General features: G+C 72.1%; 24 protein-coding genes and 1 riboswitch. Of the genes, 14 read left to right on the forward strand and 10 right to left on the reverse strand.

Going from position 1 to position 23874, the window contains the following annotated elements; translation table 11 throughout:
* Positions 1-17: 17 nt before the first annotated feature.
* From HHX40_RS10045 to HHX40_RS10070, 6 genes are all read right to left on the reverse strand, one after another.
* On the reverse strand, positions 18-830 hold the full coding sequence (locus HHX40_RS10045; RefSeq protein ID WP_310738016.1) for an SAM-dependent methyltransferase: 813 nt from the start codon (positions 828-830) through the stop codon (positions 18-20).
* A gap of 159 nt (positions 831-989) precedes the next feature.
* Positions 990-2021: an SMP-30/gluconolactonase/LRE family protein gene (locus HHX40_RS10050; RefSeq protein ID WP_182880293.1), complete on the reverse strand. Its 1032-nt coding sequence runs from the start codon at positions 2019-2021 to the stop codon at positions 990-992.
* A gap of 134 nt (positions 2022-2155) precedes the next feature.
* On the reverse strand, positions 2156-3115 hold the full coding sequence (locus HHX40_RS10055) for an aldo/keto reductase (protein ID WP_182880294.1): 960 nt from the start codon (positions 3113-3115) through the stop codon (positions 2156-2158).
* Between the two features lie 138 nt (positions 3116-3253).
* Positions 3254-3598, reverse strand: coding sequence for a winged helix-turn-helix transcriptional regulator (locus tag HHX40_RS10060; RefSeq protein ID WP_182880295.1), 345 nt, complete (start codon positions 3596-3598; stop codon positions 3254-3256).
* A 204-nt stretch (positions 3599-3802) separates the two neighbouring features.
* A complete protein-coding gene (locus tag HHX40_RS10065; protein ID WP_182880296.1) occupies positions 3803-4669 on the reverse strand; it encodes a 1-aminocyclopropane-1-carboxylate deaminase/D-cysteine desulfhydrase in 867 nt (288 codons plus the stop codon).
* A 58-nt stretch (positions 4670-4727) separates the two neighbouring features.
* The gene (locus HHX40_RS10070) at positions 4728-6242 is read right to left on the reverse strand and encodes a glycoside hydrolase family 43 protein (protein ID WP_310738017.1); all 1515 of its coding nucleotides are present in this window, start codon (positions 6240-6242) and stop codon (positions 4728-4730) included.
* Between the two features lie 118 nt (positions 6243-6360).
* On the opposite strand from HHX40_RS10070, the gene HHX40_RS10075 reads away from it, so the two are divergent.
* Both HHX40_RS10075 and HHX40_RS10080 read left to right on the forward strand, forming a co-directional pair.
* The gene (locus HHX40_RS10075) at positions 6361-7635 is read left to right on the forward strand and encodes an SGNH/GDSL hydrolase family protein (RefSeq protein ID WP_182880298.1); all 1275 of its coding nucleotides are present in this window, start codon (positions 6361-6363) and stop codon (positions 7633-7635) included.
* A 114-nt stretch (positions 7636-7749) separates the two neighbouring features.
* Positions 7750-9036: an MFS transporter gene (locus HHX40_RS10080; RefSeq protein WP_182880299.1), complete on the forward strand. Its 1287-nt coding sequence runs from the start codon at positions 7750-7752 to the stop codon at positions 9034-9036.
* Positions 9037-9151: 115 nt separating this feature from the next.
* Here HHX40_RS10080 and HHX40_RS10085 read toward each other — a convergent pair whose 3' ends face one another.
* On the reverse strand, positions 9152-9799 hold the full coding sequence (locus HHX40_RS10085) for a class I SAM-dependent methyltransferase (RefSeq protein ID WP_182880300.1): 648 nt from the start codon (positions 9797-9799) through the stop codon (positions 9152-9154).
* Between the two features lie 145 nt (positions 9800-9944).
* Between HHX40_RS10085 and HHX40_RS10090 the strand changes: the two genes are divergently transcribed.
* The 6 genes from HHX40_RS10090 (at position 9945) to HHX40_RS10115 (ending at position 16784) form a co-directional block, all read left to right on the forward strand.
* On the forward strand, positions 9945-10607 hold the full coding sequence (locus HHX40_RS10090) for a peroxiredoxin (protein ID WP_182880301.1): 663 nt from the start codon (positions 9945-9947) through the stop codon (positions 10605-10607).
* Positions 10608-10717: 110 nt separating this feature from the next.
* Positions 10718-11998: a D-arabinono-1,4-lactone oxidase gene (locus tag HHX40_RS10095; protein ID WP_182880302.1), complete on the forward strand. Its 1281-nt coding sequence runs from the start codon at positions 10718-10720 to the stop codon at positions 11996-11998.
* A gap of 96 nt (positions 11999-12094) precedes the next feature.
* Positions 12095-13870, forward strand: a complete 1776-nt coding sequence (locus HHX40_RS10100) for a glycoside hydrolase family 15 protein (protein WP_182880303.1) — start codon at positions 12095-12097, stop codon at positions 13868-13870.
* A gap of 120 nt (positions 13871-13990) precedes the next feature.
* Positions 13991-14458: an SPW repeat protein gene (locus HHX40_RS10105; RefSeq protein ID WP_182880304.1), complete on the forward strand. Its 468-nt coding sequence runs from the start codon at positions 13991-13993 to the stop codon at positions 14456-14458.
* A 317-nt stretch (positions 14459-14775) separates the two neighbouring features.
* A riboswitch (cyclic di-AMP (ydaO/yuaA leader) is annotated at positions 14776-14920 on the forward strand.
* A 311-nt stretch (positions 14921-15231) separates the two neighbouring features.
* Entirely contained in the window at positions 15232-16056 is an 825-nt protein-coding gene (locus HHX40_RS10110; protein WP_220498894.1) for a CHAP domain-containing protein, read from the forward strand.
* A gap of 149 nt (positions 16057-16205) precedes the next feature.
* Entirely contained in the window at positions 16206-16784 is a 579-nt protein-coding gene (locus tag HHX40_RS10115; RefSeq protein WP_182880305.1) for a hypothetical protein, read from the forward strand.
* A gap of 100 nt (positions 16785-16884) precedes the next feature.
* Here the strand turns inward: HHX40_RS10115 and HHX40_RS10120 are convergent, their stop codons facing one another.
* Entirely contained in the window at positions 16885-17388 is a 504-nt protein-coding gene (locus HHX40_RS10120) for a MarR family winged helix-turn-helix transcriptional regulator (RefSeq protein ID WP_111699797.1), read from the reverse strand.
* Between the two features lie 187 nt (positions 17389-17575).
* On the opposite strand from HHX40_RS10120, the gene HHX40_RS10125 reads away from it, so the two are divergent.
* On the forward strand, positions 17576-17755 hold the full coding sequence (locus HHX40_RS10125) for a DUF4236 domain-containing protein (RefSeq protein WP_030505005.1): 180 nt from the start codon (positions 17576-17578) through the stop codon (positions 17753-17755).
* A gap of 105 nt (positions 17756-17860) precedes the next feature.
* Here HHX40_RS10125 and HHX40_RS10130 read toward each other — a convergent pair whose 3' ends face one another.
* The gene (locus HHX40_RS10130) at positions 17861-18088 is read right to left on the reverse strand and encodes a DUF2945 domain-containing protein (RefSeq protein WP_150938517.1); all 228 of its coding nucleotides are present in this window, start codon (positions 18086-18088) and stop codon (positions 17861-17863) included.
* Positions 18089-18387: 299 nt separating this feature from the next.
* Here HHX40_RS10130 and HHX40_RS10135 point away from each other — a divergent pair, with 299 nt between their 5' ends.
* From HHX40_RS10135 to HHX40_RS10145, 3 genes are all read left to right on the forward strand, one after another.
* Positions 18388-18984: a hypothetical protein gene (locus HHX40_RS10135; RefSeq protein ID WP_182880306.1), complete on the forward strand. Its 597-nt coding sequence runs from the start codon at positions 18388-18390 to the stop codon at positions 18982-18984.
* 89 nt (positions 18985-19073) lie between these two features.
* The gene (locus HHX40_RS10140) at positions 19074-19736 is read left to right on the forward strand and encodes a fasciclin domain-containing protein (protein ID WP_182880307.1); all 663 of its coding nucleotides are present in this window, start codon (positions 19074-19076) and stop codon (positions 19734-19736) included.
* Between the two features lie 229 nt (positions 19737-19965).
* Positions 19966-20670, forward strand: a complete 705-nt coding sequence (locus HHX40_RS10145) for a hypothetical protein (RefSeq protein ID WP_182880308.1) — start codon at positions 19966-19968, stop codon at positions 20668-20670.
* A 66-nt stretch (positions 20671-20736) separates the two neighbouring features.
* Here HHX40_RS10145 and HHX40_RS10150 read toward each other — a convergent pair whose 3' ends face one another.
* Positions 20737-20937: a transposase gene (locus HHX40_RS10150; protein WP_182876885.1), complete on the reverse strand. Its 201-nt coding sequence runs from the start codon at positions 20935-20937 to the stop codon at positions 20737-20739.
* Between the two features lie 151 nt (positions 20938-21088).
* On the opposite strand from HHX40_RS10150, the gene HHX40_RS10155 reads away from it, so the two are divergent.
* Positions 21089-23293, forward strand: a complete 2205-nt coding sequence (locus HHX40_RS10155; RefSeq protein WP_259403399.1) for a glycogen debranching N-terminal domain-containing protein — start codon at positions 21089-21091, stop codon at positions 23291-23293.
* Positions 23294-23351: 58 nt separating this feature from the next.
* Complete coding sequence (locus HHX40_RS10160) at positions 23352-23813, forward strand: DUF6157 family protein (protein ID WP_220498895.1); 462 nt, start codon at positions 23352-23354, stop codon at positions 23811-23813.
* Positions 23814-23874: the final 61 nt, after the last annotated feature.

A 23874-nucleotide genomic window follows, 5' to 3' on the forward strand; every position in this document is an offset into this window, starting at 1 on the left:
GGACCGCGGGTCCCCGGTCAGGGGATCACGGCGACGCCGCCCACGATGCCGGCTCCGTGCCTGCGCTCCAGAATCGTCTCCGGCGGCTCGGGGCGCCACTCCTCCAGCGGCACGACGCCGGGCTCCAGCAGGCGCAGGCCGTCGAACAGGTCCCGCACCTCGGCCGTGGTGCGCGGCACGGCGCCTCCGCTGGTGGTGGCGGAGTAGACGTCCCGGCTTCGCCTGACCGCGTCATCGTCGAGGTCGCCGGGCGTCCCGTGGGAGATCACCATGTGGCTCCCCGGGGCGAGCGTGTCGCGGAACGTGCCGACGATGCGCGCCGCCTCCGCGTCGTCGACGACGAAGTGGAGGACGGCGAGCATGATCAACGCGACCGGCCGGCTGAAGTCGAGGTGGCGGAGGACCGCCGGATGGGTGAGCACCGCCTTGGGCTCGCGCATGTCCCCGGCGACCACGATGGACCGGGGGTTGTCGGCTAGCAGGGCACGGGCGTGGACGAGCACGATCGGATCGTTGTCGACGTAGACGACCCGGGAGTCCGGTGCGACGGCCTGCGCCACCTGGTGGACGTTCTCCTGCGTCGGGAGACCGGTGCCGACGTCGAGGAACTGCCGGATGCCCGCCCCCGCGAGGTGCCGTACGGCCCGTACGAGGAAGGCGCGGTTGGCCCGGGCCACGTCGCGGGCGTTCGGCAGGATCTCGATGATCTTCTCGGCCGCCTCGCGGTCGGAGGCGAAGTTGTCCTTGCCACCGAGGTAGTAGTCGTACATCCGGGCCACGCTCGGCGTGGAGGGGTCGATCACCCAGTCCGGTGCCTGCTCGTCGTGCACGCTCTGCCCCCAAGCGTCTCGATCTTCGACCATCATAGGGACGCTCACCGGGACTTTGACCAGTCCGTCAGGTAATCGGAAATCCGCTCGCGCCCGGCTGCGCGGACCCGGCGCGTCCTTCGAGCCCGAGAAGCGGGGTGAAAAGTGCTGACTGGAGTACTACAAGCCGTGCACGGAGGCGATCGTGAACGGGGTCTGCGGGGTGCCCTGCCCGACGGGGCCGCCCTTGTCGAGCTGTGAGCGTACGACGTACAACGTCCCGTCCGCGCGTACCAGGGTGGTCGGGAGTTGCAGGGCCTGATCGGTCACCCGCCGCTCAGCCCGGGCTGAGCGGCCGTCTCGGGTGATCCGCCACCGGCTTATCGAGTTCGCGGTGGGGTTGGCATGGGCGACCCACAACGTGCCGTGCCGCAGTTCCATCCCGTCGGCGTACCGCAGGTCGCCTCCGTCCAGGGAGAGCTTGTGGACCCCTCGGGTGAACAGGTCGACGCGGAAGAGATCGCCGCCCGTCATGTCGACGACCAGTAGAAAGCGTCCTGACCGGTCGGCCACGATGCCATTGAGGGTGACCGTGCCGGGCTCGTGCGGCTCCACGACGCCGGACAGGTCGAAGGCAGGAGTCAGCGGTGCGTGACCGCCGTGCCGGCGGACCCATGCCAGTCGCCGGGGCGTGACCCGGTAGACCACGGCGCGCAGGCTGTCGGTGAGGTAGGCGCTGCCATCCGGAGCGATCGCCAGGTCGTTGACCAGGTGCGCGTCCTGCCCGGCTATGTCGAAGCGGGCCAGCAGGCGGCGGCTGCGGAGGTCGTACACCGCGACTCCTGTGTCGGCGCTGATAGCCCACAGCCGCCTGGCCCGATCGACTTTCAGTCCGAGCGCCTTGGTACGTCCGTCGGCGCCTGCGGGCAGGAACCGCTCCGCGACGCGACGGCCCGGCGTCATCCTGAAAATCGTGCCGTCCTCGTACGACCCGGCGTAGAGATCGCCGGTGTACGGGTCCACAGTGATGCCTTCGGGGTAGACCTTGGTGCCGGGTAGCTCGTACGCCGTGGTGATCCGTACGTGCGAGGGGGCCCGCGCGGGCTCCGCGGCAGCCGGCTGGGTGGGCCGCACAGCGGAGACGAACGGCAGAGCCGTGGCGAGGACCGTGACCGCGAGGACGGCACGGCGGCGGGGACGAAAGCGGATCATGAGGACCTCCAGGTGACGGTCGGCAGGTGAACCGTGTCTGAGCGGTTGTGCGTCGCGGGCCGGGCAGTCCGTGCTTGTGCCCGCGCCGCAGTGGCGGGGCCTTCCGCGTGACGTTCCGGGCCCGCCGTTTCCAGCTACGTAGGGTTGTGCGCTGGTGGTGTGGCGCCGGCCCGGTCCAGCAGGGCGAGTTCGTCGGCCGTGAGCCGCAGTGTCAGGAACGGCAGCAGGTCGGCGATCTGGGTCGCGTTGCGGGCCCCCGCGATCGGAGTGGCGACAGTGGGCTGGGCGGCCAGCCAGGCCAGTGCGACCGCGGCCAGGGTGGTGCGGTGCGCGGCGGCGACCTCGTCAAGGGCCGCCAGCACGCCGGGGCCGTTGCCGTTCAGGTGCGCGCGGGCCCGGCCCGCGCGGGGGCTGTCCACCACGGGACCGCCGGCCCGGTACTTCCCGGTGAGGAAGCCACGGGCCAGTGCGACGTAGGGCAGGCAGGCCAGCCCGGCGCCGGCTACTGTGGGTGCCAGTTCCCGTTCGTAGCCGTCCCGCTGCACCAGGTTGTATTCCGCCTGCAGCGCGACGTAGGCCGCGAGCCCTTCCCGTGCCGACGTCTGCAGCGATTCCGACAGCCGGTCCGCGGTGAAGTTCGACGCCGCGATGTACCGCACCATGCCAGAGCGCACCAGCGCGTCGAACGCGCCGAGCGTCTCGGCGAGCGGGGTGCCGGGATCGTCGACGTGCGCGAAGTACAGGTCGATGTGGTCTGTCCCCAGTCGCCGTAGCGAATCCGCGACGGCGCGCCGGATCGTCCGCGGGGACAGGTTGTCCAGGCCGGGTAGCGCGCCCACCTTGGTCGCGATCACCATCCGGTCCCGGCAACCGCGGCTCCTCAGCCAACGCCCGATGATCGTCTCGGATTCGCCGCCGCTGTTGCCGGGCGCATGGAAGGTGTACAGGTCGGCGGTGTCGATGAAGTTACCGCCGGCCTCGGCGTACGCGTCCAGCACGGCGAAGGAGGCCGTTTCGTCGGCGGTCCAGCCGAAGGGATTACCCCCGAGGCAGAGCGGCGACACATCGAGATCACTCGTGCCGATCTTCACCACCGCCCCACCCCACACGACGGCGGACCGGCGTACGGTGAGCGGCTCTCCAGGCACCGGCCGCCGGCCGCTACCCAGGTGCCAGAGATTCCGATTCGCATGACGGCAACGGTAGAAGCACGTAGGGAACCGATCGGTTCCTTACAAAGGTCCACCGTCGCCGAGTTCGTCGGCGTGCTCCTCGGCCCACCGGGCCAGCACGGACACCGGCCCGATCAGGCTCTCCCCAAGTTCGGTCAGCCGATACTCGGCACCCGCGGGCGTGGTGCGCAGAGCGCGGCGCTCCACCAGGTTGCCGCGCTCCAGCTTGCGCAGTGTCTGGGTCAGCATCTTGTTGCTGATCCCGCCGATCCGATCACGGAGGTCGCCGTAGCGCCGTGGGCCGTGTCGCAGCGCGAACACCACGACGACCGACCATGTGTCGGCAACCAGAGCCAGCGTCGTGCGGGCGGGACAATCGGCGAGGAACACGTCATGCTCAGCCATGCGAGTGGACCCGTCCGCCCGGCACCGTATCCAGGTCGATCAGATGCATGAGACCTGCCTTCCGACATCCAGGCCACCAGCGCGCCCAGGGTCCGACGTCGCGCCGCGTACTGTTCCCGCGTTCCTGTACCACGTCGAAGGCGGCGCCCTCGCGGTTCGATCGGCTGTCGCCGGCTCGCCGTGCGGCACCTGGTGCCCGGCCGGTCAGCAGATCGTACACGTCGTCGTGATCGGGCCGGTGATGACCGCGACGATCGTGGTTCCGGGACGGAACGTGCGTTTCTCGGCCAGATCGAAGATGCCGTACATCATCTTGCCGGTGTAGAGCCGGTCCAGGCGCAGGCCGTGCCGCTTCTCGAAGTCCTCGGCGAAGGACAGCAGTTCCGGCTTCGTCTTCGCGTATCCGCCGAAGTGATAGTCCAGGTTCACGTGCCATCTGCCGCGTGGGGCGCCGTGAGCGTCTTCCTGAAGGCGCCGGATCTCGTCGTTCAGCCAGCCGGCTCCCTTGAGCACAGAGAAGCCGATCGCCTCCTGGTCGCCGTGCAGGCCGGCGGCGATGCCCGCGAGCGTGCCACCCGTCCCGCAGGGGCAGCAGATGAGATCGAAGTCCTGCGTGATCTCGTCCGGGATCTCGGCGCATCCCCGCACCGCGAGTCCGTTGCTTCCGCCCTCGGGAACGAGGTAGAAGTCGCCAAATCGGCGGTGGAGGGCCTCTATCACATCGCTTTCCATTTTTCTGCGATATGTCCGGCGGTCCATGTAGGCCAGGGTCATTCCCTGTTCCACCGCGTAGGAGAGCGTGGGATTGAGGGGGAGATGCTCTTCGCCGCGGATGACGCCCACGGTCCGCAGACCGAAAAGGGCGCCGGCCGCGGCCGTCGCCCTGATGTGGTTGGAATAGGCGCCCCCGAACGTCAGGATCCTTCCGTGCCCGGACCGCCGGGCGGCCTGGATGTTGTACTTCAGCTTCCGCCATTTGTTGCCGGGAATCTCGGGATCGATGAGATCGTCGCGCTTCAGCAGCAGGCGAACGCCTCGCGCTCCGAGGTGGGTATCGATCAGTTCCTCCACCGGCGAAGGCAGGCGAGGCGGAGAGCCGGCGTTCTCCGCGGCGCGTTCGACCGGTTCGTCAGGCAACCGGGACGACCGGTTCGTCGTCGGTGCCCTCGTAGTCGAACCAGTCGAAGGCCGCGCTGCCCTCGGTCACGTACATGCCGATGACCCGTCCGGTGAAGCCGGTCGCCACCTCCGTGGACAGGTAGCGGCCGTCCAGTTCGGCGAGCAGGACGCCGTCCGCCGAAAAGGCGATCGTGTCCGGCCCGCGGGCGCCCACGCCGACCGGCCCGGCGCCGGCCTCGGCGGCACTGGTCACGGACGGCGGCAGCGGATCGGCCGTACGGCAGTGGACCGTGAGGGTGAGCGGTCCAGGAGCCACCGGGCGACGCGCCACGACCTGGCGCAGCGGGCCGATCCTGGCGATCACGGACGCCTCTCCGCCGGACACCTCGAGGTCGTAGTGGTGGGCCTCGTCGAGCCGTACGGACAGCCCGGCCCGGCCGGGATCGGCGTCGAGACGGGCGCTGACGCGGCAGTCGTGGTGCTGCTGGCGCCGCCCGAAGAACGTGTGGCCGGGACGGTCCAGGGTGGGACCGGTGGCGTGCAGCGTCAGCCGGCCGGGGCGCTCGGTCAGCGACCAGGAGTCGTCGGGGCGGGAGCGCACCGAGATCCAGCAGGGCGCCGGAACGGGGGCGTCGAAGTCGTCGCGGACCGGGGGCGGGGGGAGCGGATGCCAGGCGGCGGGGGCGGGGTGACGCTCCTCGACCGGTCCCACGACCGGCCAGCCGTCCACCCACTCCACCGGGACGAGGAAGGTCTCCCGGCCGAGCACCTGGAACTCGGGGGAGTAGCCGCGGGGGCGGGCCCCGAGCAGGATCATCCACCAGGTGCCGTCCGGGGCGCACACCAGGTCCGCGTGGCCGGTGCTCTGGATCGGGCGGGACGTGCCGCGGTGGGTCAGGATCGGGTTGACCGGGCCGGGCTCGAACGGCCCGCGAGGGGAGCGGGCGCGGGCGATGGAGACGGCGTGGCCGCGTTCGGTGCCGCCCTCCGACAGCAGCAGGTACCACCACCCGCCAATCTGGAACAGGTGGGGCGCCTCGGGGTACTTGCCGCCGGTGCCCGGCCAGATGTCGACCGGGCCCTCCAGGACCTCGCCGGACGCCGGGTCGATCCGCGCCAGCCGGGGACCGGAGGTCGTGAGCCAGCAGTGGCCCTCCTCGTCCCAGGCAAGGCTGGGATCGACCCGGGGCAGGTCGATCCAGACCGGGTCCGACCACGGGCCCTCGGGGCGCTCCGCGGTCACCAGGAAGTGGCCGCGGTCGTCGCTCACGTTCGTTGTGATCATGTAGAACAGGCCGTCGTGGTGCCGGATGGTCGGGGCGAAGATCCCGCCGGAGGCGAGGGTCCCGGGCGGCAGGTGAAGCTGGGACGGCCGGTCGAGCACGTTGCCGATCTGCCGCCAGTGGACCAGGTCACGGCTGTGGAAGATCGGCACACCCGGGAAGTACTCGAAGCTGGAGCAGACCAGGTAGTAGTCCTCACCCACCCGGCAGACGCTCGGGTCGGGATGGAACCCGCCGATCACAGGATTCCGGTACGTCCGCATATGTAGGGTTCGCCCTTCCGTGCTCCGTTGTGCCGGGAGTGTGCCGGGAGTGCGCCCGGGGTGGATCGAAGGCCTGGCTGGACGGGACCATAGGCAGATGATCCGCAACGCGTCAAGATCCACCCGGCGGCGCGCAGCTCTGGCGGCGCGCGGGCCGGACGGTCACTGGGTCGTCACCTGGGCCTCGATGCCGCAGCTCACGGAGCCGGAGAACATGCCGCCCGCGCCGTTCGCCGGGGAAGGCCTGGTCTTCGCCGGCAGCACGCTGCGCCAGACCCTGCGCGTCTCCGTGGGCGGGCGGCGGCTGCGGCTGCGGTTCTCCAACGCCTTCGGCGGCGCCGCGCTGCCTCTCACCAGGGTCGCGGTCGCACTTCCCGGTGGCGGGCGGGCGGGGGCGGCGGAGATCCGGCCGGAGACCTCGCGGCAGGTGACCTTCCACGGCCGTCCGTCCGTCGTGGTCCCGGCCGGGGCGCAGGCGGTCTCCGACCCGCTGAGCTTCGACCTGGCGCCCCGGTCCGTCCTCTCGGTGACGGTCCATCTGGCCGACGGGCAGCGCTCCGCCGCCGTCACCTCGCACCCGGGCTCCAGGACCACGTCGTACCTGCTGGCCGGGGACCACACCGAGGCCGTCGATCTGCCCGGTGCGGCGGCCGTCGATCACTGGTACCTCCTCAGTGGCGTGGAGGTGTGGGCCGGGCCCTCGGTCGCCGCGGCCGTCGTGGTGGGCGACTCGCTGACCGACGGCAGGGGCTCGACCACCAACATGAACGACCGCTGGCCGGACCGGCTGGCCGACCGCCTGCACGCCCGGCGCGCGACCTCGGGGGTGGCGATTGTCAACCAGGGGGCCGGCGGCAACCGGGTGCTCGACGACGGCCTGGGCCCGAACGTCCTGGCCCGGCTCGACCGCGACGTGCTCGCGCAGAGCGGGGTGCGCTGGCTGGTGCTCTTCGAGGGGGTCAACGACGTCGGCACGGCCGAGGCGACGGAGGCGGCCCAGAAGCAGGTGGCCGAGGACCTCGTCGCCGCTTACGACCAGGTCGTCCGCCGCGCGCACGCCCGGGGCGTCCGGGTGTACGGCGCGACGCTGACGCCGTTCGGCGGCAACGACGCCTACGACGACCCGGGCGGATTGCGGGAGCGGTCCCGGCAGGCGGTCAACGAGTGGATCCGGGCGAGCGGCCGTTTCGACGCTGTGATCGACTTCGACCGCGCCGCCCGCGACCCGGCCGCTCCCCGGCGGCTGCTCCCTGCGTACGACGTGGGCGACGGCCTGCACCTGAACCCGGCCGGTTACCAGGCGCTCGCGGACGCCGTCCCCGCCCGGTTGTTCCGCGACGAGCCGCTGCCCCGTGCTTTCGGCTACGACTGAGGTTTCGGGTACGACCGACCTCGCCACCGCCGGGCCCACCCCGGAGGGGCGCGGTAACACGATCAGGGTAAAGTACGCGAATTGGCTGATTTGCCCAGATCGGTGAGGTAAAGGGTGTCGGGGGTTCAGGCAGTTCTGAAGCGCGTCGCACTCGACACCCGGCCCCTGGCCATCCCGGCGTACCGGCGGCTGCTGGTGGGCCAGGGCGTGTCGTTCGTCGGCTTCCAGCTCACCGCCGTGGCCGTGAGCGGCCAGGTCTACAGCATCACCCGGTCGTCGCTCTGGGTGGGCATGCTCGGCCCGGTGAGCCTCGTCCCGCTGGTCGTCTTCGGCCTGTGGGGCGGCGCGGTGGCCGACGCGATGGACCGCCGGCGGCTGCTGCTCGCCGGGTCGGTCGTGGCCTGGACGTCGACCCTCGCCCTGCTGCTGCACGCCTGGTCGGGGCTGGGCAGCGTGCACCTCATCCTCGCGGTGATCGCCCTGCAGTCGATCGGCTTCGCCGTCACCTCGGCGACGCGCGGCGCGATCATCCCCCGGATCGTCCCCACCGAGCGGGTCGCCGCGGCCAACACCCTCAACTTCCTGGTCAGCAGCATCGGCACGGTGGTGGGGCCGCTGCTGGCCGGGGTGGTGCTCGCCCGGGGCGGCTACGCGCTGGCGTACCTCATCGACGCCGTCCTGTTCGGCGCGGGCTTCTACGCCGCCGTACGGCTGCCGTCGCTCGCGCCCCTCGGCGAGATCTCCCGGCCGGGCCTGCGGTCGGTCGCCGACGGGCTCGCCTACGTCGTGAGCCGGCCGGTCGTGCTGATGTCGTTCGTGGTGGACATCATCGCGATGGCCTTCGCGATGCCGCGGGCGCTGTTCCCCGAGATGACGGCGGAGCGCTTCGGCGGGTCGGCTGTGGCGTTCGGCTGGCTGTCGGCGAGCATCGCCATCGGGGCGGTCGTCGCCGGGCTGCTGTCGGGCTGGATCGGCCGCGTACGCCGGCAGGGGGTGGCGCTCACGCTCGTGATCGCCCTGTGGGGGGTCACGGTCTCCGCGGCGGCGCTGGCGCAGCCGCTGTGGCTGGTCGTCGCGCTGCTGGCCGTGGGCGGCGCGATCGACCTCGCCTCCGCCGTGTGGCGGCAGACGATCCTGCAGACGTACGCGCCGGACGAGATGCGCGGGCGGCTGCAGGGCGTGTTCATGGTCGTGGTGGCGGGCGGCCCGCGCCTCGGCGACCTGCGGGCGGGCGCCACCGCGGACGCCTTCGGGCTGGTGCCCTCCTGGGCGGGCGGCGGTTTCGTGTGCGCCCTCCTCGTGCTGGTCGCGGGGTTCGCCGTCCCGGCCTTCCGCCGGTACGAGGCCGGGACCGCCCTGCCCGAGACGGCGGCCCGGCAACCACAGCCGAGCGCGGACTGACCACACCTCCGCCGGACCGCGCCGGTCCGCCGGGACGGGCGCCGTTCAGCGGGCGCGGTTCAGCGGGCACGGTTCAACGGGCACGGTTCAGCGAGCACGGTTCAACGGGCGCTGCTCAGCGGCGGGCTACACCGCGTACGCAGAAGGAGATCGGGTTGCGCACGCCGCAGGCGAAGACGAACCGGTCCAGGGACTCGACGGTGAAACCCGCCGCCTCGATCGCCGCCACGCTGTCCCGGCCCGTGTGGCAGCCGCCGGTCAGGCGCGGCCACACCGTCGCGTCCATCAGGTCCTGGGCGCGGGCCCAGCCGGGACTCCCGGCACGGACGTGTTCGAGGAAGCGCAGCCGTCCGCCCGGCGCGAGCACCCGGCGTATCTCCCGCAGCCCGGCGCCGGGGTCGGGCAGCGAGCACAGCACGAACGTGACCACCGCCGCGTCGAACTCCCCGTCGGCGGCCGGGAGCCGTTCGGCCAGGCCGCCCGCGACCTCGATCCGCGCGGGGGCCGCCCGGGCGGCGCGGCGGGCGGCCGCCCGCAGCACCGGCTCCGGCTCGACGGCCAGCACACCGGTCACGGACGGCGGATAGTGGCAGAAGTTCAGCCCGTTGCCGGCGCCGACCTCGATCACCCGGCCCGACAGCCCGGCCAGCAGCGCCTCCCGCTGCCCGGCGAGGCCCCGCCGGTCGAGCACCTGGCTGAACCAGGTGTAGAAGCGCGCGAACAGTGGATGGCTGATCTCGGTCCCCGGCGTGGTCGTCCGCATGGCGCCCCCTCGCGAGGTTCATTCCCCGGGCGCGGCGGCTGTCGCGACGCCGCCGCGGGCGATTACCGAACCGGGGCGAACGGCCCGTCGTCGTGACCGGTCATCGCGGGTACGGGCGCAGTGAGCGGACGGAGAGGAGCACGTCATGACCGCTGCCGCGGAGCCGGCCACCCGGCTGCCGCTCATCGGCGACAGGGCCCCCGGCTTCGAGGCCGAGAGCACGCACGGGCCGGTCCGGCTCGCCGACTACGCGGGGCGGTGGCTGGTGCTGTTCAGCCATCCCGCCGACTTCACCCCGGTGTGCACCACCGAGTTCGTCGCCTTCAGCGAACTCGCCGAGGAGTTCGCGGCCCGCGGCGTCGCCCTGCTCGGCATCTCGGTCGACTCCGTGCACAGCCACCTCGCCTGGACCCGGGCGATCGAGGAGAGGCTCGGCGTGCGGGTGCCGTTCCCGGTCATCGCCGACGTCGGCACCCACGTCTCCCGCGCGTACGGCATGCTCCACCCGAACGCGTCGGCCACGGCGGCGGTCCGGGCGGTCTTCGTCATCGACCCCGAGTCGGTCGTCCGCGCGATCCTCTACTACCCGATGAACGCGGGGCGCATGGTCCCCGAGATCCTCCGGCTCGTCGAGGCGCTGCAGACGGCCGACCGCGACGGCGTCTCCTGCCCGGCCAACTGGCGGCCGGGCGACGACGTGCTGCTGGGCGCGCCGCGGACCCAGGCCGAGGTGGAGGCCAGGCAGGCCGACGAGAGGATCAAGCTCGTCGACTGGTACCTCGCCGGCCTCCCCGGCCGTCCCGTCTGAACCGTCCGTCCGAACCGTCCGTCCGAACCGTCCGTCCGAACCGTCCGTCTGAGCCGTACGGAGCCACGCCGGGCCCGGCGCGCGGGTGATGTTCCGGTAAAACTCGTTGAGTGACTCAAGACGTGACGAACTGGGCGGGCAACATCACCTTCACGGCCGGGCGGACCGACCGGCCCTCCTCGCTGGAGGAACTGCGCGGGCTGGTCGCCCGGAGCGGGAAGGTCCGCATCCTCGGCAGCGGCCACTCCTTCAACCACATCGCCGACTCACCGGGCGCGCTCGTCTCGCTGGACGGCCTGCCCCCCGAGATCGACATCGACTCCGCGTCGGCGGCCGTCCGGGTCGCCGCAAGCGTGCGGTACGGCGAACTCGGGCGGCGCCTGCACGAGAAGGGCTACGCCCTGCCCAACCTCGCGTCCCTGCCGCACATCTCGGTCGCGGGCTCCTGCGCGACCGGCACCCACGGCTCGGGCGACGGCAACGGCGGGCTCGCGACGTCGGTGCGCGCGGTCGAGATGGTGACGGCCGAGGGCGACCTCGTCACGCTGAGCCGGGACGCGGACGGCGACCGGTTCGGGGGCGCCGTCGTGTCGCTCGGCGCGCTCGGCGCCGTCGTCGCCCTGACGCTCGATCTCCTGCCGGCGTTCGAGGTCCGGCAGCGCGTGTACGAAGGGCTTCCGGCGGAGGTGCTCGACGACCGGTTCGACGCCGTCATGTCCGCCGCCTACAGCGTGAGCCTGTTCACCGACTGGCGGACCTCGCGCGTCAACCAGGTCTGGGTCAAGGAACGCCTCGCCCCCGCCTCCGGCGGCCTCGGCGACGCGGAGCCGGACGGCTTCTTCGGGGCGGCCCCGGCCGACGGCCCGCGCCACCCCGTGCCCGGCGTGTCCCCGGTGCACTGCACGACCCAGATGGGGACGCCCGGCCCCTGGTTCGAGCGCCTGCCGCACTTCCGGCCCGACTTCACCCCGAGCAGCGGCGAGGAGCTCCAGGCGGAGTACATGGTGCCCCGGCAGCACGCGGCCGAGGCGTTCCGGGCGCTCGGCGCGATCGGCGACCGCATCGCCCCGGTCCTGCAGATCTCCGAGATCCGCAGCATCGCCGCGGACGACCTCTGGCTGAGCCCGAGCCAGGGGCGCGACACCGTGGCCTTCCACTTCACCTGGGTCAAGGACCCGGCCGCCGTGACGCCGGTGCTGACCGCGATCGAGGAGCGCCTGGCGCCGTTCGGGGCGCGACCCCACTGGGGGAAGCTCTTCACCCTCCCGCCGGACGTCCTGCGCTCCCGCTACGAGCGCATGGACGACTTCGCCGCCCTGGCACGGCATTACGACCCCCAGGGCGTCTTCGCCAACGAGTACGTCGAGCGGTACGTCTTCGGGCGGCGATAAGCCCGATTCGCGGAGATAGGCCGGGGTACGTGTGTGCCGCGGCCGCCGCCGCATCCCCGGCGTACGGCCCCGGCCGTACGGGTGAGGGGAGGCGCCATGCGGATCGAGGACTACGCGCTCGTCGGCGACATGCACACGGCCGCCCTGGTGGGCCGGAACGGCTCGGTCGACTGGCTGTGCCTGCCCCGCTTCGACTCCGGCGCCTGCTTCGCGGCCCTGCTGGGCGGGCACCGGGCCGGGCACTGGCTGCTGGCGCCCGCCGCGGGAGGCACCTGCGCCGGGCGCCGCTACCGCGACGGCACGCTGGTGCTGGAGACGACCTGGGACGCGCCCGGCGGGTGCGCCCGGGTCCTCGACTTCATGCCGCCGCGCCAGGAGGCACCCGACGTCGTCCGGATCGTGGAGGGCGTGCGCGGCCGGGTGGAGATGCGTACGGAACTGCTGCTGCGCTTTGACTACGGCGAGGTGGTGCCCTGGACGCGCGAGCGCGGCGGCGAACTGGCCGTGATCGCCGGCCCGAACGCCGCGTGGCTGCAGTCTCCCGTGCCGCTGACGCAGGAGTCGCGCCCGCGCGCCGCGACCGCCTCGTTCACCGTCGCGGCGGGGGAGCGGGTGCCGTTCGTGCTCACCTGGCAGGAGTCGTGGCGGAGCCGCCCGCACCGGCTGGAGGCCGCCGAGGAGCTGGCGAACACCGAGCGCATGTGGCGGGAGTGGCTCGGCCGGTGCCGTCACCGGGGTGAGTACGCCGAGGCGGTGTCCGGCAGCCTCGTCACGCTCAAGGCCCTCACCTACGCCCCGACCGGCGGCATCGTCGCGGCGCCCACCACGTCCCTCCCGGAGCTGATCGGAGGCTCCCGCAACTGGGACTACCGCTACAGCTGGCTGCGGGACGCCGCGTTCACCCTCCAGGCGCTCATCGGGGCGGGGTACTCCGAGGAGGCGACCGCCTGGCGTGACTGGCTGCTGCGGGCCGTCGCCGGAGACCCGGCCGACCTGCAGATCATGTACACGATCGACGGCGGCCGCCGGATGCCCGAGCGGACCCTCGACCGGCTGCCGGGATACGAGGGGTCCCGGCCGGTGCGGGTCGGCAACGCCGCCGCCCGGCAGTTCCAGCTCGACGTGTACGGCGAGGTGATCGACTGCCTCTACCAGGCCAGACAGGCGGGGCTGGGGCCGGAGGAGGACGCCTGGGACCTGCAGCGCGCGTTCATGGACTATCTCGAGGGCGCGTGGCGCGAGCCGGGCAACGGGCTCTGGGAGGTGCGCGGGCCGCGCCGCCCGTTCGTGCACGCGAAGGTCCTCGCGTGGGTGGCCGCGGACCGGATGGTCGCCTCGGTGGAGCGGCAGGGGCTCGACGGCCCGGTGGGCCGCTGGCGCGCCCTGCGGGAGGAGATCCACCGGGACGTGTGCGCCCACGGGTACGACCCCGGCCGCAACACCTTCACCCAGTTCTACGGCTCCAGGGGGCTGGACGCCGCGCTGCTGCTGATCCCCCGGCTCGGCTTCCTGCCGCTGGACGACCCCCGCCTGACGGGGACCGTGGACGCCGTGTGCCGCGAGCTCACGGAGGACGGATTCGTGCTGCGCTACCGGCCGGAGGCCGACGGGGTGGACCGGCTGCCGGGCGGGGAGGGGGTCTTCGTCCCCTGCTCCTTCTGGCTCGCGCACGCGCTCGCCCTGCTGGGCCGGCGCAGGCGGGCGCGGGCGCTGTTCGAGCGGCTGCTGTCCCTGCGCAACGACGTCGGCCTGCTGGCGGAGGAGTACGACCCCACCCGCCGCCGCCAGGTGGGCAACTTCCCCCAGGCCTACAGCCACGTCTCGATCGTCAACACGGCGGAAGCCCTGACGGCGGCGGCGCCATCTGCCTGACAGATGTACTTCATCTGCAATCCGCGCGTCTCGCGGTCTCCCCTCCGCGCCGTCCCCGGTTGCATGATGCAAGAGAGGGGTCTCGGGCCCCCGGCCACCTGGGAGAAGAGGTGACACATCATGGTGCAACCAGGTCTGGCTCGACGCCCGGACGTCACGGAGCTGCGCCAGACGTACGACCGGGCGGGATCGACCGCCCCGGCGCAGGTCATGGACGCGGTGACGCTCCTCGCCGGCCTCTACCTCGCCATCTCGCCGTGGATCGTGGGATTCACCGGGTTCGGCGGCCTGACGGTCAACAACCTGATCGTCGGGCTGGTCGTCACGGCGCTCGCGCTGAGCTGCGCCTCCGCGTTCGGCCGGACGTACGGCGTGAGCTGGGTGACACCGGTGCTCGGCGTCTGGGCGATCATCGCGCCGTGGGTGATCAGAGGCCAGCCGGCGACCACCGCGACCATCTGGAACAACGTGGTCACCGGAGCGGTGATCTTCCTGTTCGGCCTCGGCGCGCTCGCGTTCGCGGCCAACTACCGGCAGCACGAGCACGGCCGGCGGAGAGGAGTCGGCGCACCGGGCGGTGAGTGGTAGCCGGCGCGGCAGCCCGCCGCCTGCGGTCCGACGCCAGCGGTCCGACGCGGCGGGGCCGGCCGGATCGACGGGGCGTGAGAGGGCCCGAGCCCGCTCACGCCCCGCCATCGTGCTTTATGGGAGCCCGAGTGCCAGACGGGCCCGTACCGGACGATGTGGCGCATATCACGATTAGGTGCCGTCAGTGCGAGGACCTGCGGAAGCATGGTGCAGAAGGTGCAGAAATGGACCTGTTTGCCGGTTTTTCGGTCGTGTCCTTCTCGTGATCTACTATGCTTCCGGTCAGTACGCCGGTGCGTGGTCCTCAACCCGAGGACGACCGGCGACCGCCGAATCCCGGATGTCATCGAACCCGGGAACCGGGGACCCACGTCTCTTCTGGGGTGAATCCGGACCATCCGGTAGGGCTACTCCTGGCCCGAACCCGTCAGCTAACCCGGTAGGCGGCCAAGGAGAGGAGAGCGCGTGGAGTGTCCGCTCCACCTGCCCACCCGGTCCGGCCTCCGTCGCCGGACCACATGCCCGCCCTGGAACGTCTCCAGGCTTCCGGGGTGACGGCGCGCCCGTGACGGGCTGCCACATCTCCCGTTTCTGAATCCCGTCCGACCCCGCCCGCCCGGGGACCGCCGCGGCCGTGTCCGCCGGTGCGTCCGCCGGCGTGACGGTCGGCGTGACGGTCATGCCCGCATGCCGTCGTGCCCGGCGGCGGGTTCGTCATGTTCTGACGCGCGCCATAGGAGCCTTCGATTTCTACCGATCCGATAGCACAGCAGTTGCTCGACGCCGTACGCCCGGAACTCGGCTACCGGGAACGGCCCGGGAAGCCGACCAAGTTCGGCGAGTGGTACGCCGACAACATCGCCATGGACTCCGACTTCAAGGCGGCTCCCTGGTGCGACATGTTCGTCTCGTGGGCGGCCAACCGGGCGGGCGTGCGGGACCACGTCGGCGAGTTCGCGCTGACCACCCGGCACGCCAAGTGGTTCGAGCAGCAGGGCGCCTGGAGCCGCAAGCCGGAACCGGGGGCCGTGGTCTTCTTCGACTGGTCGGGGTCGAAGCGCATCAAGGACATCGACCACGTCGGCATCGTCGAGAAGGTCGTCGGCGGCAAGGTCCACACGATCGAGGGCAATGTCGACGGCGTCTGGCTCAAGCGCAAGGTGCGCGACTCCAGCAAGATCGTCGGGTACGGCCTGCCGCGCAAGGTCAAGGTGATCCCGAAGGTGACCGTCACCGTCCAGCCCGTGGCGGCGGACGCAGCGGTCCAGGGGGCGGTGGTGCAGGGGGCAGTGGGGCAGGGGGCGGCGGCGTCGGCCACGCGGAGCATGGCCGCGGGTCACGGGCAGCCGCCGGGCACGGTCTTCTCGCCGAGCGACGCCGTCCTGCCGGCCGGGCTGCTGTTCGCGCTCGTGTCGACCGCGGTGACGGGTCTGCGCTTCAGGGCCGCCGCGGCGGCGACGTCCGGCGGACGGCACCGCATGGGTGGCCCGCGGCGGGAGGGGCACGGCGGCGAGCGACGCGGCCAGGAGGTCGTGGGAGCCGGGGTGTCCGGCCCCGCCGCGGCGCAGGAGCCGTTCCACCTCCCCTATTTCGGCTGACCGGCCGGAGAGGCGCCTGGGAACACTCTGGGAGTTTGAGATCGTTTGCGGGTGTCTGTGAAATTCGGTGACTCGCGCGGCTAGGGTGGGCAGCCACCCGCGGAAGCCGTGGAGCTTTCCCCCGATACGACCGCTGGGAGTTGTCTCACATGTACGGGCGCGTCCCCTCACAGACGAGCCAGGATGATCAGTTTCGTCAGGAGATCCTCTCCAGCGACGAGCCGTCCGGCGCGAAGAGCAGGAAGCCCTTCGTCATCGTCGCCGTGATCCTGGTCGCCGTGCTCGCGGCGGCGGGTGCGGGTTTCGCGTTGCGCGGCGCCACGGACCCGGGCCCCTCCGCGGGCGGTGCCGGGCAGCAGACGGCACCGGCGCAGGAGAACGGCGCCGGTGATCCCGCCGAGGCGGGACCGGACTCCGGGACCGGCGCCGAGGACGGCGCGGATGACGGCTCGGCGGGCGACGCCGAGGGTGGTGGCGCGGACGGCGGCTCCGGAGGCTCCGCGCAGGCGCCCGCCGGAGACGGCACGGGCACCGGCTCCGGCGCCGGTGGGTCCACCGGTCAGGCGCCCGGCGGCACGGGCCAGGTGAAGACCGGGCCGGCCGGAAAGGCGGGCGGTGACACGAAGGGCGGCGCGGGCACCGGCTCCGGCGGAGGCGACGACACGCCCTCGACGGCCGGTGGCTCCGGCGGCCTCATCCCGGGGGAGTGCGCCGCCTCCGGATGCTGAGTCCGCGTGACGACCGCGTACCCGGCGAGTGCGCCGCCGCCGCGAACCCGGCCGGCTTCCGGCGGGCGTACCGGATCACCAGGTCCGTTCAGGCATCGGGTCAGGAGGACGGATCGGGCCAGCCGAGCGGGAACGAGACGGTCGTGGGCGGTTCGCCGGCCGCGTCGGTGAACTCGCGCATGGCGGTGATCAGAGCCTGACGCCGGGGAGCGGGCATCCGGGCGAGTATCGCCGCGATCTCCGCCTTGCGCCGGGCAGTGACCTCGTCCACGATGCGCGAGCCGACGTCGGTCAGCCGCAGCAGCGTCTCCCGCCGGTTCTGCGGGTTCACCTCGCGCTTCAGCAGCCCGGCGGCGGCGAGGCGGTCCGCCATCCGCATCGCGGTCGAGGGATTCACGCCGAGTCTCTCGGCCAGCGTGACCAGTTTTGTCTCTCCCTGCCCGACCACCAGCAGCATCCGGAACTGCGGCAGTGTGACTCTGTCCTCCGCGGAGGCGAGGGAGCGTGCGGAGATCGCGACGAGCACCCGCGACGCGGTGAGCACGGCGGACGTGACGGCCTCCAGGTCGTCCGCGATCGGCTCCTCGTCCCCATCCTTAGCCATAGGCATCGTTTTTACACGGTCCCAGCCGCCGTCTCGTCATTGCACCGGACAAAGGTTCCCACCCTGTGACCAGGAGTTGTACGGCGAGGACGGCGGCGGTGCGTCCCGACATGCACCTCTGTGCGAGCGCGTGTGCTGATCGCTTCTGTGGGTAGTCGCGGGGGCACGGAAAACACGGAGGGAAACGATGGGCTGGAGCTACCGTAAGTCAATCAAGATGGGGCCTTTCAGACTCAACCTGTCGCGCGGCGGTGTGGGCCACAGCTACGGCGGTCGCGCCTTCCGCGTGACCAAGACGGCGGACGGGCGTCGCACCCTCACGGTGAACCTGCCCGGCGGCTTCCACTGGAAGAAGACGCTCAGCTAGAGCGGGTGCGTGACGCGCCGGGCGCGGCCTCCGGCCCGCCCGGCGCAGGACCCCGGCGGCGTCACTTCTCCGGGCTCACTTCTTCCGGGCTCACTTCTTCGGGCGTCACTTCTTCGGGTGCAGCGCCGAGGGCTTGTGCACCGCCGAGCCGCCGCTCTTCTCACTGCGCACCTTGTACTGCGGTTCCTCCGGAGACGCGGCCACGGTGCGGCCGGCCTCCTCGGTCCGTTCGGTGATCTTCTTCTCGACCTTGCCTTCGGCGGTCCCGCCGTGGCTCTTCCAGGTCACCTCGTCGCCGACCTTCGGTTCCTCGGATTCGCGCTTGTCACTCATGGGCCCGCGCATACCCCTTCGTCCCGCCGGCACTCGGGATGGGAATCCAGGAAAAGGGCGATCCCTTGGGCGCCTGATCTCCGTGCCGTTTCCCCGGCGTTTCCGCGGGGCGCCGAACCCGTATGTTCCACGCCGCTGCGGCGCCCGTCAGGCGGGCCGCTTGCAGGCGTGATGGGACCTTTGCGGGTGAAGCGCCCGATCACCATGCTTGACCGGACATTGGTCGTGGGATGCGTGATCACTCCCTGGTGCGGCGCTTACCGTCGTGCTCGTACCATCCATGACCTCGGGGGAGTCTCATGCCTCTCTGCACTGCCGTACTGGCCGCCGCCCTCCTCTCCGGGCCGGCCGTCGTGCCGCCGGACCCGGCTCCGACCGGGACGACGGCCACCGCGGACACGAACGACGCCACGCCGTCGTGGCGGCCGGCGGGACCATTCGCTCTCACGCCCGGCGGGGCGCCGCAGGACGGGGAGTCTCCGTTCATGCTTCCGCAGGCGCCGCCGTGGATGGCGCCCGGCGGGACGGCGGGCGAGCGGGGCGACGCCGGCGCGGACTCCGCTCCGGGGAGCGCCCCGGACGTGCCGCGTGATCCCGGTGCGGACGCCGGGCCGGACGCGGACGGCGACGTCGTCAGGCCGGGGGAGAAGGCCGGCGGCGCGGAGAACGTCAGCCCGTCGGGATCGAACACCTCGATCATCCCGCTGATCGATCCCAAGACGCGCGACGTCGTGTTCCAGCCGGCGTCGGCGCCCGGCAAGCCGGGCGAGGCGCCGAAGCCGTTCACCTTCCACTCCGCGCAGGGAGTGCAGAAGACCAGGTCGTTCCCGCCGGTCCACGGGCGGAAGAAGGTCATCCAGCGCCCCCGGCAGCAGCAGCGGCCGCGCGGCTGGTGAACAACGCGCCCGAGACGGCCTGACGGACAGGCCCGCGCGCCCGGCCCGCCACCCAGCAACGACCTTTCCACGACTAAGGAAGCACCATCATGAAAACCCGTCTGCTCGCCTTTGCCGCGCTGACCGCGGCGCTGTCGATGTCCGCGGCGTGCGGTAGCCAGGGCGGCGACTCCGCGGCCCCGGTCGCGGTCAACGAGACCGCCACTGACATGACCACCGAGACCCCCACCACCAGCGCCGAGCCGAGCGAGGGAGCCTCCGCGACGCCCTCGGCCTCGGCGGCCGCGTCGCCGGTCGGGCCCGCCTGCGCCTCGCTCCCGGCCTCGGGCAAGGGCAGTCCCGCCGAACTGGCCAAGGTGCCGGTGGGCGCCGCGCTCTCCGACATTCCGTCGCTCTCCACGCTGGCCCGTGTGGTGAAGAAGGCCGGGCTCGCGGAGACGCTCAACTCCGCCCAGGACATCACCGTGTTCGCGCCCACCAACGAGGCGTTCGGCAAGATCCCGAAGAACCAGCTCGACCAGTTGCTGACCAACCGCAAGTCGCTGCGGGGGCTGCTGGCCTACCACGTGGTCAAGGGACGGAAGGCGCCCGCGGACCTGAAGGGCGAGCTGACCAGCCTGGAGGGCCGCAAGCTCACCGTCTCGGGCGCGGCGCCCAGCCTCAAGGTCAACGACGCCGCCGTGACCTGCGGGAACCTCGCCACCTCCAATGCGACCGTCTACCTGGTCGACAAGGTCCTCATGCCGAGGTGACCGGCCGCCGTCCAGGACGGTGTTCTCCGGGGGTGTGCCGCATGCGGCGCGCCCCCGGATTCGTTTCCATCCCTTTTCGCTCCCGATTCTCCGCGCGGGGTGCGGCCTATGTCCTGAAGCGGCCGATTCTCTTATTTGACCGGACACTGAGTGTCAGGTCCGTGAACGCCCGGCATCAGCCGCTTACCTTCGTTCTTGTACCGTCCACCAATATTCGGGGGAAATACTCATGCCTATAGCTACTGCCGTACTCGCCGCGGCTCTCCTGTCGGGGCCGGCGCCCGCCGACCAGAGCCCGATGGCCGCCAAGGAGCAGCTGTCGCCCGGCAAGAAGATCGCCGCGATGGCGATGAACCACCCGGAGGAGCCCGACTTCGTCGCGTCCAAGGCGCTGGAGATCCTGGACAAGGGCGCGAAGGTCACCCCGTTCACCAAGCCGGACGACGAGGCCGGCGCTCAGGGCATGCGCGGCCCGGCGGCCGGAGGCCCGCGGAACGCGGGCCAGGCGAACACCGGCCAGGCGGCCGGGGCTCCGCAGGGCGCGGGCCAGGCGGGCGGCAAGCAGGGGGCCGCCGGCCAGGAGCCCGGCGGCACGAGCGGCTTCATGCCGCTGGGCAACGGCGGCATGTTCACCATGCCGGCGAGGAACAACAGCGGCGACGCCAACAGTGGCGCCAACAGCGGCGCCAACGCCCAGAACGCGCCGCGGGACATCTTCCTCAACCCCTCCACGCAGAAGCCCACCTACGCGAAGCTGTCGGGCGACGACCTGACCGGCGCGCCCACCGGCCGGCAGAAGAAGGAGGACGACGAGGCGGCGGACGCATGGCTCCGGCCGGCGAAGCCGGCCACCGGGGCCAAGAAGATGATCAAGGCCAAGGGGCAGGCCAGGCCGAGGAGCGCCGACCCCTTCTCGATGCCGGGCTGGGACTGACCCCCGCCGCCGCATGGGCGGCAGTGGGACGACCGAGGGGTGAGCCGGCCGGGACCGGCTCACCCCTCATCGCCGTGCGCGCGGGCGTCCGGCCCGTCGCAGCTCCACGACCTCCACCAGGTCGGCCAGGTCCACGTGGGCGGCCACCTCCTCGACGGTGGCGCAGAAGCCGACGTGATACCCCAGATGGCGCACTCGCAGGAGCCGCCGGCCCTCGATGACGACGGAGTCCACCTCGTGCCCCTCCGCACTCACCCACCTGCGCATGACGGCAGGGTAGGGAACCCCAGGTCATGAAGGAGTAAACCCCGGCAGGACCCGCCGTGCCGGGACCGTGCGGCGCTCCACCGGCGGCGGCCGGACAGGCCATCCCGACATAACTGGCGATAAGTGGTGAAAACCGGCGCAGCGGAAGGGTATGACGGCAGCGTTGACGGGCGTGCGGGCCGGGGGGATCGGCATGACGGGCGGGTGGACGTTCGAGGGGCAGCCCAGCCCCATCGGCGCGGGCGCCGTGACGCTGGTGGCCGGGGGCTCGTTCTGCGTGTCGTCCCGCAACGGCGACATCCTGCCGGGAGCGGCCCAGGGGATCTACTACGCCGACACCCGGCTGCTGTCGCAGTGGGAGCTGCGCGTCGACGACGGCCCGATCGAGGAACTGCAGGTCGTCACCGGCGAGCCGTACCACGCGACGTTCCTCGGCCGCGCCGCGCCGCGGCCGGGCCAGGTGGAGAGCACCCTGCTGGTGACGCGCGACCGGTACGTCGGCGGGGGACTGTCGGAGGACCTCGTCATCCGGAACATGTCCCACGAGCCGGCCGGCCTCGTCGTGACCCTGCTCGTCGGCTCCGACGTGTGCGACCTGTTCGAGGTGAAGACCCACAGGGTGCACTGGGTGGCCGACGTGACGACCGCGACGGAGGAACGCTCGCTGCGCATGTTCTCCGTCAGCAAGGCCCGGGGGGCGCGGGTGACGGCCGAGGCCGGTGACACCCCGGTCCTGGCGGTGCCGGCTCCCCGCATGCTCCTGTTCCGGGCGGTGGTGCCGCCACGGGGCGAGTGGAGGGCCGCGCTGAAGGTCAACCCGATCATCAACGGGGTCGAGACCGAGGCGTGGTACTGCCACAAGCGGCTGACGCCCGCGCTCGCCGAGCAGGCGGGGTGGCTGTTCGAGTGGGACCGGAGCCTGCCGGAGGTCACCACCTCCAACACCGCCCTCGGCGCGATCCTGCGGCAGTCCCACCGGGACATCGGCGCGCTGCGGCTGTTCGATCCCGAGCGCCCGGACCTGCCGCCCAGCGTGGCGGCCGGGGCGCCCTGGTTCATGACGCTGTTCGGCCGCGACTCGCTGCTCACCTCCCTGCTGGTCCTGCCGCTCGACCCCGGCTTGGCGTACGGCACGCTGTGCCGGCTGGCCGACCTGCAGGGCACGAAAGCCGACCCGATGACCGAGGAGGAGCCGGGCAAGATCCTGCACGAGCTGCGGTACGGCGCCCGGCCGGACGACGCGGGCGCGGGCGTGGGCGGGCACGCCTACTACGGCTCGGTGGACTCCAGCCCCCTGTTCGTCGTCCTCCTCGGCGAGCTGCGCCGCTGGGGTCTCGACACCGAGGCGGCCTGGCGGCTGCTCCCGCACGCCGACGCCGCGCTGGAGTGGATCGAGCGGTACGGCATGCGCGACGGGTTCCTGTGGTATCGGCGCAAGACCGACCAGGGCCTGGTCAACCAGGGGTGGAAGGACTCCTTCGACGGGATCAACTTCGCCGACGGCGCCCTCGCCCGGCCGCCCATCGCGCTGGCCGAGGTGCAGGGATACGTCTACGCCGCCTACCTCGCCCGCCACTACTTCGCCCGCGAGGCGGGGGACGCCGAGGCCGAGCGGCACTACCGCAGGCGGGCCGCGGAGCTGCGGGCCAGGTTCAACGAGCGCTTCTGGCTGCCCGACCGCGGCTACTTCGCCGTGGGGCTCGACCACGAGGGCCGGCCGATCGACGCCCTCGCCTCCAACATGGGCCACTGCCTGTGGTCGGGCATCGTCGACCGGGACAAGGCCGCGTCGGTGGCCGGGCACCTGCTCTCGCCCCGGATGTTCACCGGCTTCGGCATCCGCACGCTCGCCTCCGACATGGGCGCCTACAACCCGATGAGCTACCACAACGGCTCGGTGTGGCCGCACGACAGCGCGCTGGCCGCGGCCGGACTCATGCGGTACGGCTTCGTGGAGGAGGCCCAGCGGGTGGCCTGCGGCCTGCTCGACGCCGCCCGGGCCTTCGGCGACCGGCTGCCCGAGCTGTTCTGCGGCTTCGACCGCGGCGAGTTCAACCTCCCGGTGCCCTACCCGACCTCGTGCTCCCCGCAGGCGTGGTCGTCGGCCGCGCCGATCCAGCTCGTGCGCCTCCTGCTGCGCATCGACCCCTGGGTGCCGCACGGCAAGGTGTGGATCGCGCCCGCACTGCCGGCGGGGTTCGGCGACCTGCGCATCTCCGGCATGCACCTCGCGGGGACCCGGGTCGACCTGGACGTCCGGGAGGGCAGCGGCGTGCCGCACGTGACCGGCCTGCCCGGCGACGTGCTCCTCATCTCGGAGCCCCGCCCGCCGTCCTCCTCCCGTACCGGCGCGTGACGGCCGGGCAGCCGTGTGGCCGGGCGGCCGCGCGCGCCGTCTCGGGCATAGTGAAAGCGTGGCCGACGACCTGAACTACTACTCGACGCTCATCGCGGTCGCCGACGACTGCCCGGTGACCACCGCGAAGGCGCCCGAACCCCGAGGCGGCAGGCCGACCGTCGCCGTCCTGCAGTACGAGATGATCTCCGCCGCGCCGTACGGCCTGACCCAGGAGGACGTGCTGTTCGAGAGCTGGCTGCGCCGTCAGGACCTTCCGGACCTGACGGAGGAGCGGCGCGCGGCGCTGCGGAAGGACTTCTTCTCCCGCCCGCAGGCGTGCCTGCGGGGATCGCCGCTGCCCAAGAAGTACGGCTGGGGGCTGCTGTTCGACGCCGGCGGCCGGATCGCGCTGTGCCCGATGGAGTCGGAGGAGTACCGGCGCATCGTCGGGGGCGAGGGGGCCGGCGCGGGAAACGGCGCGGCGGGCGGCGACGGCGGTGTGCGGGTGCTGAAGGCGCTCCGCTCGCGCCGCGCCTGACGTCCGGTTTGTCGTAATTCGCCGAGGGTATGCCCACTGGTCGCGGAGGCGCGGCGTGCCG

Origin of the sequence: Microbispora sp. H10949 (assembly GCF_014161435.1) — a bacterium.
Taxonomy (GTDB): domain Bacteria; phylum Actinomycetota; class Actinomycetes; order Streptosporangiales; family Streptosporangiaceae; genus Microbispora; species Microbispora triticiradicis.

Bases quoted from the DNA above. Each gene is read 5' to 3' on its own strand.
- HHX40_RS10120 (WP_111699797.1), bottom strand. From the start codon at position 17,388: ATGGCTAAGGATGGGGACGAGGAGCCGATCGCGGACGACCTGGAGGCC.
- HHX40_RS10125 (WP_030505005.1), top strand. From the start codon at position 17,576: ATGGGCTGGAGCTACCGTAAGTCAATCAAGATGGGGCCTTTCAGACTC.
- HHX40_RS10130 (WP_150938517.1), bottom strand. From the start codon at position 18,088: ATGAGTGACAAGCGCGAATCCGAGGAACCGAAGGTCGGCGACGAGGTG.
- HHX40_RS10145 (WP_182880308.1), top strand. From the start codon at position 19,966: ATGCCTATAGCTACTGCCGTACTCGCCGCGGCTCTCCTGTCGGGGCCG.
- HHX40_RS10075 (WP_182880298.1), top strand. From the start codon at position 6,361: ATGATCCGCAACGCGTCAAGATCCACCCGGCGGCGCGCAGCTCTGGCG.
- HHX40_RS10115 (WP_182880305.1), top strand. From the start codon at position 16,206: ATGTACGGGCGCGTCCCCTCACAGACGAGCCAGGATGATCAGTTTCGT.
- HHX40_RS10155 (WP_259403399.1), top strand. From the start codon at position 21,089: ATGACGGCAGCGTTGACGGGCGTGCGGGCCGGGGGGATCGGCATGACG.
- HHX40_RS10050 (WP_182880293.1), bottom strand. From the start codon at position 2,021: ATGATCCGCTTTCGTCCCCGCCGCCGTGCCGTCCTCGCGGTCACGGTC.
- HHX40_RS10105 (WP_182880304.1), top strand. From the start codon at position 13,991: ATGGTGCAACCAGGTCTGGCTCGACGCCCGGACGTCACGGAGCTGCGC.
- HHX40_RS10060 (WP_182880295.1), bottom strand. From the start codon at position 3,598: ATGGCTGAGCATGACGTGTTCCTCGCCGATTGTCCCGCCCGCACGACG.
- HHX40_RS10140 (WP_182880307.1), top strand. From the start codon at position 19,074: ATGAAAACCCGTCTGCTCGCCTTTGCCGCGCTGACCGCGGCGCTGTCG.
- HHX40_RS10100 (WP_182880303.1), top strand. From the start codon at position 12,095: ATGCGGATCGAGGACTACGCGCTCGTCGGCGACATGCACACGGCCGCC.
- HHX40_RS10150 (WP_182876885.1), bottom strand. From the start codon at position 20,937: ATGCGCAGGTGGGTGAGTGCGGAGGGGCACGAGGTGGACTCCGTCGTC.
- HHX40_RS10135 (WP_182880306.1), top strand. From the start codon at position 18,388: ATGCCTCTCTGCACTGCCGTACTGGCCGCCGCCCTCCTCTCCGGGCCG.
- HHX40_RS10085 (WP_182880300.1), bottom strand. From the start codon at position 9,799: ATGCGGACGACCACGCCGGGGACCGAGATCAGCCATCCACTGTTCGCG.
- HHX40_RS10090 (WP_182880301.1), top strand. From the start codon at position 9,945: ATGACCGCTGCCGCGGAGCCGGCCACCCGGCTGCCGCTCATCGGCGAC.